Here is a 10230-nt window from a genome sequence, read left to right on the forward strand (position 1 = left end):
CCCTCCCTGGGCCGGAAGCCGGACCGAAGTCCACTGCGCATCCCAAGCTCGATAGTTCCCGACCAGCTTCGGCATGGGCCATCGGGATGACGGACCGGTCCTGGGACTTCGCGATCGCCAGCAGCCGATAGAGCTCGTTCATGGAAGTCTCATCCAGGCCGACGGCGGCTGGGATCTGCGGGTCGGGTCCGCGCCCGAGGTTTCGGTCCCGCATGTAGGAGCGCATCGCGGCCAATGTGTCCAGCGCCCGGACGACGGGCCCGGTGTCGCCAGCGGTGAACAGCTCAGCCAGGTACTCAACCGGGATCCTCAGCGATCGGATGGCCCCGAACAGGTTGTCGGCGTCCTCGGCGTCGTGTCCTGTGTCGCGGAGTGCGTCCACGACTGGGGACAGCGGCGGGATGTACCAGACCATCGGCATGGTCCTGTACTCCGGATGAAGCGGCAGGGCGACCTTGAACTCCTTGGCAAGCCGGTAGACGGGGGATCGCTGGGCCGCGCGCAGCCAATCCTCGGCGATACCGTCGCGAGCCGCGGCGGCAAGAACCTCGGGGTCGTTCGGGTCTAGCAGCAGGTCGAGCTGCGCTTCGTACAAGTCGCGTGGGTCCTCGGTGGCGGCCGCAGCCGTGACCTTGTCGGCGTCATACAGGAACAGGCCTAGATAGCGAAGCCGTCCGACGCAGGTTTCGGAGCACACCGTGGGCATCCCGATCTCCAGGCGCGGGTAGCAAAGAGTGCACTTCTCGGCCTTGCCGGTCTTGTGGTTGAAGTAGACCTTCTTGTACGGACAGCCCGAGACGCACATCCGCCAACCCCGGCAGGCGTCCTGGTCTACCAGAACGATGCCGTCCTCAGTCCTTTTGTACATAGCGCCCGACGGACACGATGCGACGCAGGCTGGGTTCAGGCAGTGCTCGCAGATCCGCGGCAGGTAGAACATGAACGCCTGCTCGAACTCCAGCTTGACGCGGTCGGTCACCTGATCCTTGATCTTGGCCAGAACCGGGTCGCTCGTCGCCAGCTCAGGCCCACCGGCCAGGTCGTCGTCCCAGTTGGCCGACCACGTGACGCGCGTGGGATCTCCGGTGATCAGCGACATCGGGCGGGCAACCGGCGTGTGCTCGCCCAACGGTGCGGAGATCAACGTGTCGTAGTCGTACGTCCAGGGCTCGTAGTAGTCCGAAAGCGTGGGCATCTGGGGGTTGCTGAAGATACGCGACAGTCGACGGAGCCTTCCGCCGGAGCGCAGTCTGAGCTTCCCGCGCTTGAGTTCCCATCCACCCTTCCAGCGTGACTGGTCCTGGTATGTGCGGGGATAGCCCTGCCCGGGCCGGGTCTCGACGTTGTTGAACCACGCGTACTCCACGCCTGGCCGGTTCGTCCACGTCTGCTTGCAGGTCACGGAGCACGTGTGGCAACCGATGCACTTGTCGAGGTTCATCACCATGCCCATTTGGGCCATGACTCTCATTAGTACTCGACCTCCTGGGAGCGCCGCCGGATGACGGTCACCTCGTCGCGCTGGTTGCCAGTCGGGCCGAGGTAATTGAAGAAGAACGACAACTGGGCGTAGCCACCGACTATGTGCGTCGGCTTGATCATCAGGCGGGTGAGCGAGTTGTGGATGCCGCCGCGCATTCCGGATGTCTCAGAAATCGGCACGTCAATCACGCGGTCCTTCGCGTGGTACATGTAGACAGTGCCCTCGGGCATCCGGTGCGACACGATGGCCCGGGCAACGACAACACCGTTGCGGTTGTAGGCCTCGATCCATTCGTTGTCCTTGACGCCGATCGTGTCCGCGTCCTGTGGACTCATCCAAACCGTTGGCCCGCCCCGCGACAGGGTCAGCATGTACAAGTTGTCCTGATACTCGGAGTGGATCGACCACTTGGAATGGGGCGTCAGGTAGCGGACTGTCACTTCCTTGCCGACACCCGTCGTCTCGTCGCCGACGAGCCTGTGCATGTTCAGCGGTGGCCGGAAGGTCGGCAGGTTCTCTCCGAGTTCGCTGACCCAGTCGTGGTCCAAGAAGAAGTGCTGGCGGCCCGTCAGCGTGTGCCATGGCTTGAGCCGCTCCACGTTGATGGTGAACGCGGTGTAGCGGCGCCCTCCATGCTCGCTGCCTGACCACTCCGGACTCGTGATGACCGAGACCGGCCGGGCTTGAGTGTCGGCGAAGGTGATCCGCTTGCCCTCGTTGTCCAATGCCAGATCCGCGAGCGTCTGCCCGGTCCGTTTCTCCAGATCGCGGAACCCCGCGACGGCGACCCGGCCATTTGTCGTACCGGACAGGGCCAGGATCGTCTCGCACGCTGCGATGTCGGTGGCGAGCGACGGCCGCCCGGCAGCGGGCCCGTCCACGACGACGCCGTTGCGGCTCGCGAGCATCGTGACCTCGGGAGTCGGGTCGACACTGACGCCCTTTGTGAGGGTGCCAAGCTTCTCCATCAGCGGGCCGAGGGCCGACATCTTGGCGCCGATGGCCGTGTAGTCACGCTCGACGACGACGAACTTCGGCGCGGTCTTGCCCGGAATCAGCGGCACCTCGCCGGTCTTCCAGTTCTTGACTACGCCACCGGGCACTGCCATTTCGTCCGGCGTGTCATGCACCAACGGCACTACGACCAGGTCCTTGCGTGTGTCCAGGTGACCCTTCGCCAGATCGCCGACCTGATCGGCCAGGCCTGTGAAGATGTCGTAGTCGCTGCGGGTTTCCCACGGTGGGTCGATTGCGGGCGTGAACGCGTGCACGTACGGATGCATGTCAGTGCTGGAGATGTCGTGCTTCTCGTACCATGTCGCCGCCGGCAGCAGGATGTCGCCGAACAGTCCCGTGCTGGTCATCCGGAAGTCGATGCTCACTAGCAGGTCCAGCTTGCCGGTGGGTGCATCGTCGCGCCAGGTCACGTCGTTGGGCCGCTGCTCCGGCGGGGTCTCCTCGGCGCGGATCGCGTGATCGGTTCCCAGGAGGTGTTTCAGGAAGTACTCGTTGCCCTTGGCCGACGAGCCCAGCAGGTTCGCCCGCCAGACAGTGAGCACGCGAGGCCAGTTCTCCTGTGCGTCTGGGTCTTCGATGGCGAACTTCACTTCGCCGCTCTTCAGCTTCCCGGCGACGTATCCGGCCGGATCCCCCGATGCCGCGGCCTCGTCGGCCAGGTCGAGCGAGTTCCGGTTCAGCGACGGGTAGGACGGCATCCATCCCGATCTCGCGCTCTGCGCGACGGTGTCCATCATCGACTGGCCCACGAACCGGCCTTCGCCCAGCGGGGACGCCAGGGTTTCTACGCCCATCCGGTCGTAGCGCCACTGGTCTGTGTTCACGTACCAGAACGCGGTCCCGATCATCTGTCGGGGAGGCCGCACCCAGTCCAGGCCGAACGCGAGCTGCGCCCAACCGGTCACGGGACGGCATTTCTCCTGGCCGACGTAGTGGGCCCATCCGCCGCCGTTGATGCCCTGGCAGCCAGTCATGGTGATCAGCGCGAGGAACGTGCGGTAGATGGTGTCGGAGTGGAACCAGTGGTTCGTGCCCGCGCCGAGGATGATCATCGACCGGCCCCCGGATTCCTCGGCGTTCTTGGCGAATTCGCGCCCAACGCGGATCGCCAGGGAGGCCGGAACGCCGGTGATTTCTTCCTGCCAGGCCGGTGTGTAGGGTTGCGGATCGTCGTACCCGGTCGGCCACTCGCCGGGAAGGCCCTCGCGCCCCACTCCGTACTGGGCAAGCATCAAGTCATAGACCGTGGTCACGAGCCGCTTTCCGGTCTCGGTTTCGAGCACTGTCGCTGGGACTCCCCGGCGGTGCGAGCCACCGCCCTCATCTGTTTCCTGCCCGACGTCGAACCGGGGGAGCAGGACTTCGGCGGTCTGCGACCCGTCCATCCCGTGCAGTGTCAGCGCGGGATCGACGCCTTCGAGGTCAAGGTTCCATTTCCCGACTCCGGAGTCGTTGAACCGGAACCCCAGCGAGCCGTTCGGCACATGCGGTCTGCCGGTCGCGGAGTCCACGAGCACTGTCTTGAACTCAGCTCCCTCTGACGTGTCGTCCAGGTCCGCCGCCGTGACGAACTTGTCGGGCACCCAGGCGCCGTCCTTCTCGCGCAGACTGATCAGGAACGGCATGTCCGAGTACTTCTTCACATACTCGATGAAGCGGGGCACGTGGCGGTCGACGAAGAACTCCTTGAGGATGACGTGTCCCATCGCCATCCCGAGGGCGCCGTCGGTGCCGGGGTGCGGGGACAGCCACTCGTCGGCGAACTTGGTGTTGTCCGCGTAGTCAGGCGAGACCACGACGACTTTCTGGCCGCGGTAGCGGGCTTCGGCCATGAAGTGGGCGTCCGGCGTGCGCGTGACGGGTACGTTCGAGCCCCACATGATCAAGTACGAGGCATTCCACCAGTCCGCAGACTCCGGGACGTCGGTTTGGTCTCCGAATACCTGCGGAGACGCGACGGGAAGGTCGGCGTACCAGTCGTAGAAGGAGCACATGGCCCCTCCCATGAGGCTCACGAAGCGCGCGCCTGCAGCGTGTGACGCCATGGACATGGCGGGAATCGGCGAGAAACCGAATACCCGGTCAGGCCCGTGGGTCTTGATCGTGTGGACGTGGGCGGCGGCGACGATCTCTTTGACCTCGTCCCACGACGCCCGGACAAGTCCGCCCTTGCCCCGGGCGCGCTGGTAGGCCTTGCGGGTTTCCGGGTTGTTGACCACTTCCGCCCACGCCAGGACCGGATCGTTGACGCGCTGCTTGGCTTCCCGATAGGACTCCAGGAGCACGCCGCGCACGTACGGGTACCTGATCCTTGTAGGGGAGTACGTGTACCAAGAGAACGCCGCTCCCCGGGGGCAGCCGCGCGGCTCGTACTCAGGACTGTCCGGGCCGACGCTCGGGTAGTCGGTCGCCTGGGTCTCCCACGTGATGATGCCGTCTTTGACGAACACGTTCCATGAGCAGGAACCGGTGCAGTTGACTCCGTGGGTGCTGCGGACAACCTTGTCGTGCGACCAACGATCGCGGTAGAAAGCGTCGGCTTCCCGGCCTCCGGCCAGGGTGACCGTACGAAGATCGGCCGAAGCCTCCCCCGGCGTGAAGAACCGGCCCGCGCGGACGAGGAACTCCGCCGTGGCGTTGTCGGTGGTTACGGAGGTCATCGATTCCCCTTGCCTGAGCGTGTTAACTTCGCCCCGTCCAATTCGATGCTGCGCGCGGGGCCGATGTCGGCGCGCTGAAGGTGAATCAGGCACACGCTGTGGCGTGCCCAAACGTCCAGCCGCTTGACGCCGACGGGCTGCCCACTGCTCGCCAGGAGGTCGCGCACCAGGGAAGCGTGAATGTCGCAGATCGCGGGCTGGCGGGCCACGAGATGCGCGTGCGGACATCTGGTGATGTAGATGCGATCGCCAACGGCGTTCGCGCTCGCCCTGAATCCGAGCCTATTGAGGACGTCCGCTGCCGCCGCGACCGCCGCGTCAGGATCCGATGCAGCTGTCGCGGGCCTCACGACGTCCGCCCAATGTTCCGCCGCCTTGTCAGCTACTCGCTGTCCGTCGGTCGCCGCGAGTCTCCGGGTCAGTGCGTCGGCCAGTGCCTCAAGCCGTGTTTCGGTAGCTCCGGCCGAATAGAGCCAGGGCGGGCGTCCGCGTCCAGCCGTCGGTCCGAGCTCACGGCGGATCGCGTCATCCTCCAGGAGCACGTCGAGATGCTCCCGGATCGTGTTCGCGTGCAGTCCAGTGGCCGTTCGCAGATCACTGACGCTGACTGGCCCCGGCGAACTGCGCACGAGCGACAGGACTCTCTCACGGCTGCCAAGCTCCTCGGGCGGCGGCGATTTCGGTGTCGCCAACTGGCCGAGGCGCGAGAGACCCTTAGCTATCTTCTCCGCCGGGTTTATTGCCACGGCTCTGTTTATAGCATGCCCCGGGGAAAGTGGTTTACACACCGTCGAGGGGCGGTCCAGCTCGCGCGCCCATCCAACACGCGGCGAGACCGGGCACCCGGGGTGTAAATAGGTTTGCACATGGTTTAGGGTCTGTTGCGCTCCTTCGTTCAGGGATGCGTTGGTGCCGCCAGGAGGCACTGGAGAGGGGAGCTGATCGTGTGGGGTTCGGCTCGCCGAGATACCCGAGGCATCGATGACTAGCTCACAGGACAAGTCCGGCGGAGTTGCTCAGATTGTGGCGCCCAGCATCTCGGGGACTTCGGCCGACTACGTACCACCCGCGGATCTGCTCAAGTCCGTGACCGAGGCAAGCCAGAAGAAGGTGGCCCTGTCCCCGGGCAAGATGCTCGTCAGGGGCTTCCTGTCTGGAGCCTTCCTTGCCTTCGCTACGGCCTTCGCCTTCAAGGTTTCCGCGGGCTTGCCGGAGAACGTGGCAGCCCTGGTGTCCAGCCTTGTCTTCCCCGTGGGCTTCGCGATGATTGTGATCTTGAGCCTGGAGCTGGCGACGGGAAGCTTCGGCGTGCTTCCAGTCGGCTTGGCCCAACGGAAGATCACGTTGTCGGGAATGCTCCGCAACTGGGGCTGGGTCTACGTGGCCAACTTCATCGGAAGCCTGGTTTGCGGATTCCTGATCGTCATCGCCTTGACGGAGGCCTTCACGCACGGCCCCAGCGCCCTGGGCGACAAGATCATTGCTGTGTCCGAATCCAAGACACTCCTATACGAACAGGCCGGGGCTTTGGGATGGTTGACGGCGGTAGTCAAGGGAATCCTGTGTAACTGGATGGTTGCGTTCGGCACGATTCTCGGCCTTAGTTCAACTTCCAGCATCGGTAAGATCGCGTCGATTTGGCTCCCGATCTCGACATTCTTCGCGCTCGGGCTGGAGCACTCGATCGTGAACATGTTCCTCATCCCGTCCGCGATGATGATGGGTGCCGATATCTCGACTACACAGTGGCTGGTGTGGAATCAGATCCCGGTCACCTTGGGCAACCTCATCGGTGGAGCCTTCTTCACTGGCTTGTTCTTCTACTGGTCTAGCAAGGAGTGAGACATGAGAGTTGATTGTCTTCCCGGAAAGGCGGGTCAGGCGTCCGATCGAGTTGGAGCAGGACCATGCCACTAGGAGAGACCCTCGTATCGGAACCCACAAGCTCAGCCGTGAAGACTCTGAATCCAGGCTACTTCGCACTAGTCATGGCCACCGGAATCATCTCTATTGGTCTGCGGATGAACGGCTGGAATGAGATATCTGTTGCGCTGTTGGTTATCGGGGTCTGCGCATATCTTGTCCTGGTCACGCTGTATGTGACGCGGTTCGTCAAGTACCGCGAGCAGATGGTCGACGACTTCCTGGATCCTTCGAAAGCCTTCGCCTTCTTCACGTTCATCGCTGGCACCAACGTGCTCGGGACCCGGCTGGTCCTGCAGGGACTCGTGACGCTGGGCCTGTGCCTTCTTGGGCTGTCAATCCTCAGCTTCCTGATTCTGGGGTATGCGATTCCCTGGGCCAGCTTCCTCGGGCGCGCGAAGCATCCAATCCTGCGAAAGGCCAATGGGACATGGTTCATCTGGACTGTCGCCGCGCAGTCCATCGCTGTCCTTGCCGCGACGCTGCAACCGCATTTCGCGCCCGTCGCGAGAGAATTCGCCATGGTGGGCGTGGGTTTCTGGGCGATCGGCCTCTTCATCTACGCGGGGGTTGGCATCTGCATCTTGTTGAGAATCCTGCTCTATGACATCGATGCCAAGGACTTCGCGGCTCCTTACTGGGTCTCGATGGGAGCGTTGGCGATTACCATCCTGGCCGGCGGCAAGATAACAGAGATGCTGGACGCGCCGATGGTGGATGCGACACGCGGTGTGGTGACCGGAACATCGGCCCTCTGCTGGTCCATCGCGACCTGGCTGATAGTGCCGTTGCTGGCGATCGGGTGGTGGCGGCATGTCACGAACCGTATTCCGCTGCGTTACGAACCGCCTCTGTGGAGCATGGTCTTCCCCGTGGGGATGTACGGTGTGTCTTCCCAGACGATCGGGGAAGCGGCGCATCTGCCAGTGGTGTTCGCGATTGGCCACTATGAGGTCTGGGTGGCAGTTGCCGTCTGGCTGATCGTGTTCATCGGGCTCCTGCGCACCCTCGCAATGACCGTTTTCGTGTCACCCAAGCAGACGAGTTGAGGGGTTGACGGACAGCGTGCGAACAGGGTTTTGGCAGATATCGAGTGCCGTCTCGAGTGGTGAGGGGAATTCGTTGACGGCGCCTAATCACTGATAGAGGAGAATCAAATGGCAGATTCGAGTCAGCCTGGCAGTCCAGGCTTGGAATCGGGAAGTGCACTCACGTCAACGTCTGGGACCAAACCAGTGGAGGCGGAGGCCCAAGCTGGTGCGCGGACTCTGATGCTGGTCATGGCGACTGCGGGCTTCGCGATCAATTTCTGGGCGTGGGCACTGCTGAGTCCTCTGGCTCCGGCCTTCAAGGAATCACTGGGCCTGAGCCACTTCCAGCAGGCGATGGTTGTCGCGGTGCCGGTGATCGTGGGGTCCGTCGGCCGGATCCCCGTGGGGGCGCTGACCGACAGATACGGCGGCCGACTGATGTTTCCGGCCGTGTCACTGCTCACGATCATCCCGGTCATGTATCTGGGGCTTCTGGGGCAGGATTCGCTCGCGTCGCTGCTTATCGGCGGGTTCTTCCTGGGGATCGGGGGTACAGCGTTCGCCATCGGCATTCCCTTCGTGAATGGATGGTTCCCGCCTGAGCGCCGTGGCTTCGCCCTCGGTCTTTTCGGTGTGGGTATGGGCGGAACCGCGATCGCGGCTCTGACGACGGTCAACGTCGCGAAAGCGTGGGGGGACTGGGCGCCGTTCGCCATGACTGCCCTGGCGCTGCTTGTCTACTCCGTCTTGGCGGCTGTCCTGCTTCGTGAGCCCCTGGGGCACACGCCTAGTTCCGGATCCCTGTCCAAGCGGCTGGCCGCGACGATGAAGCTACGGGTGACGTGGTACGCCGCAGCGCTGTACGCGGTCGTGTTCGGCGGCTACGTGGCGTTTTCGGTCTACCTAGTCGCGTACCTGGAGACCGCCTACGGATTGGCGCGCGCGGATGCCGCTTTCCGGATGGCCGGATTCGTGGTGGTGGCGGTCGCGCTGAGACCTGTTGGCGGGTGGCTGTCCGACCGGATGGGACCGGGCCGGGTGCTGATCGCGGTGTTCTTCGTCGTTGCTGTTTGCGCGACGGTCCAGGCCTTCACGCCGTCGTTGATGCCAGTGGGTACGGTCGCGTTCCTGACAATGGCCGGGGCGCTGGGAGCAGGTTGCGGAGCGACCTTCTGCCTTGTCGCGGTGCTTTCCCCTGAAGGCAAGGTGGGCGCGGTAAGTGGATTCGTGGGTGCCGCAGGTGGTCTCGGCGGATTCGTTCCGCCGCTGATCATGGGTGCGACCTACGGGATCTTCGGCACCTTCGCCATCGGTCTAGGGCTCCTCGTCGCCGTGGCTGTCGGGCTGGCCATTTTCACCATGACGAAAGTGCGCCGCGCGTTGGCGGAACACTCGGTGGGCGTGGGTATTCCGGCTGCGGGCACCTCGTAGCCATCCGGCCGATTGCCGCGTCCGTGGGGACCCGCCCGTGCCCAGGCATGGGAATCCATGAGCGCCACATTGCGGACGTCTGCCTCATGTCCCGCAGCATCTGAAGACCGGCCCTGACCAGGTCACCTCGTTCGCTGGTCGTGCCTCCTGCGTCACGATCTCCGCGATGGACCCGTCGTGGAGGCGGATGACCCTGTCGGCCATGGCTGCGATGCCTGAGTTGTGCGTCACGATGACTACGCAGCACTGGCCCTCCTCGGCCGTCTGCCTCAGCAGCCCGAGCACCTGCCGACCCGTGTCCAGGTCCAGGGCTCCGGTCGGCTCGTCGCACAGCATCAAGTGCGGCCGCGTGATCAGAGCCCGCGCGATTGCGACGCGCTGCTGCTGGCCGCCTGACATCTGCCCGGGGAAGTGATCGGAGCGCTGGAGCAGATCGACGGCGGTCGGAGACTCGGTGACGCGCTCGGTCAGCTCGCGACCGGAGGATTTGTGAGTCAGCTCGGGGATGACGCGCACGTTCTCTGCGGCCGTGAGCATCGGGATCAAGTTGTAGAACTGGAAGACGAAGGCGATGTTGTCGCGCCGAATTGTGGCGAGCTTCTCCGGGCTCTGGCCGACCAAGTTCTGGCCGTTGATGACGACCTGCCCACCCGTGGCCGACTCGATGCCGCCGATGACGTTCAGC

Annotated in this window: 7 protein-coding genes; 3 read left to right on the plus strand and 4 right to left on the minus strand. The window is 64.0% G+C overall.

The annotated features are described in order from the left end of the window. From narH to Q8P38_12840, 3 genes are all read right to left on the minus strand, one after another. Window positions 1-1471 (minus strand): nitrate reductase subunit beta (gene narH, locus Q8P38_12830; protein ID MDP4015486.1); only part of this gene is annotated, 1471 nt, incomplete at its 3' end. Beyond that, window positions 1471-5160, minus strand: a complete 3690-nt coding sequence (locus Q8P38_12835) for a nitrate reductase subunit alpha (protein ID MDP4015487.1) — start codon at window positions 5158-5160, stop codon at window positions 1471-1473. The genes Q8P38_12835 and narH, both read right to left, overlap by 1 nt. Continuing rightward, window positions 5157-5906 (minus strand): hypothetical protein, encoded by a 750-nt coding sequence (locus tag Q8P38_12840; GenBank protein MDP4015488.1) that lies wholly within the window; start codon window positions 5904-5906, stop codon window positions 5157-5159. Before Q8P38_12840 ends, Q8P38_12835 begins: the two co-directional genes overlap by 4 nt. 235 nt (window positions 5907-6141) lie before the next feature. On the opposite strand from Q8P38_12840, the gene Q8P38_12845 reads away from it, so the two are divergent. From Q8P38_12845 to Q8P38_12855, 3 genes are all read left to right on the plus strand, one after another. Continuing rightward, window positions 6142-7002, plus strand: a complete 861-nt coding sequence (locus Q8P38_12845; GenBank protein ID MDP4015489.1) for a formate/nitrite transporter family protein — start codon at window positions 6142-6144, stop codon at window positions 7000-7002. A gap of 110 nt (window positions 7003-7112) precedes the next feature. Then, complete coding sequence (locus Q8P38_12850) at window positions 7113-8132, plus strand: tellurite resistance/C4-dicarboxylate transporter family protein (protein MDP4015490.1); 1020 nt, start codon at window positions 7113-7115, stop codon at window positions 8130-8132. A 108-nt stretch (window positions 8133-8240) separates the two neighbouring features. Then, window positions 8241-9545, plus strand: coding sequence for an MFS transporter (locus tag Q8P38_12855; GenBank protein MDP4015491.1), 1305 nt, complete (start codon window positions 8241-8243; stop codon window positions 9543-9545). Between the two features lie 84 nt (window positions 9546-9629). Here Q8P38_12855 and Q8P38_12860 read toward each other — a convergent pair. Continuing rightward, window positions 9630-10230 (minus strand): ABC transporter ATP-binding protein (locus Q8P38_12860; protein ID MDP4015492.1); only part of this gene is annotated, 601 nt, incomplete at its 5' end.

This window comes from Candidatus Nanopelagicales bacterium (assembly GCA_030700225.1).
In the GTDB taxonomy this organism is placed as follows: Bacteria; Actinomycetota; Actinomycetes; order S36-B12.

Coding starts and splice junctions, on each gene's coding strand:
- Q8P38_12835 (MDP4015487.1), bottom strand. CDS start 5,160: ATGACCTCCGTAACCACCGACAACGCCACGGCGGAGTTCCTCGTCCGC.
- Q8P38_12845 (MDP4015489.1), top strand. CDS start 6,142: ATGACTAGCTCACAGGACAAGTCCGGCGGAGTTGCTCAGATTGTGGCG.
- Q8P38_12855 (MDP4015491.1), top strand. CDS start 8,241: ATGGCAGATTCGAGTCAGCCTGGCAGTCCAGGCTTGGAATCGGGAAGT.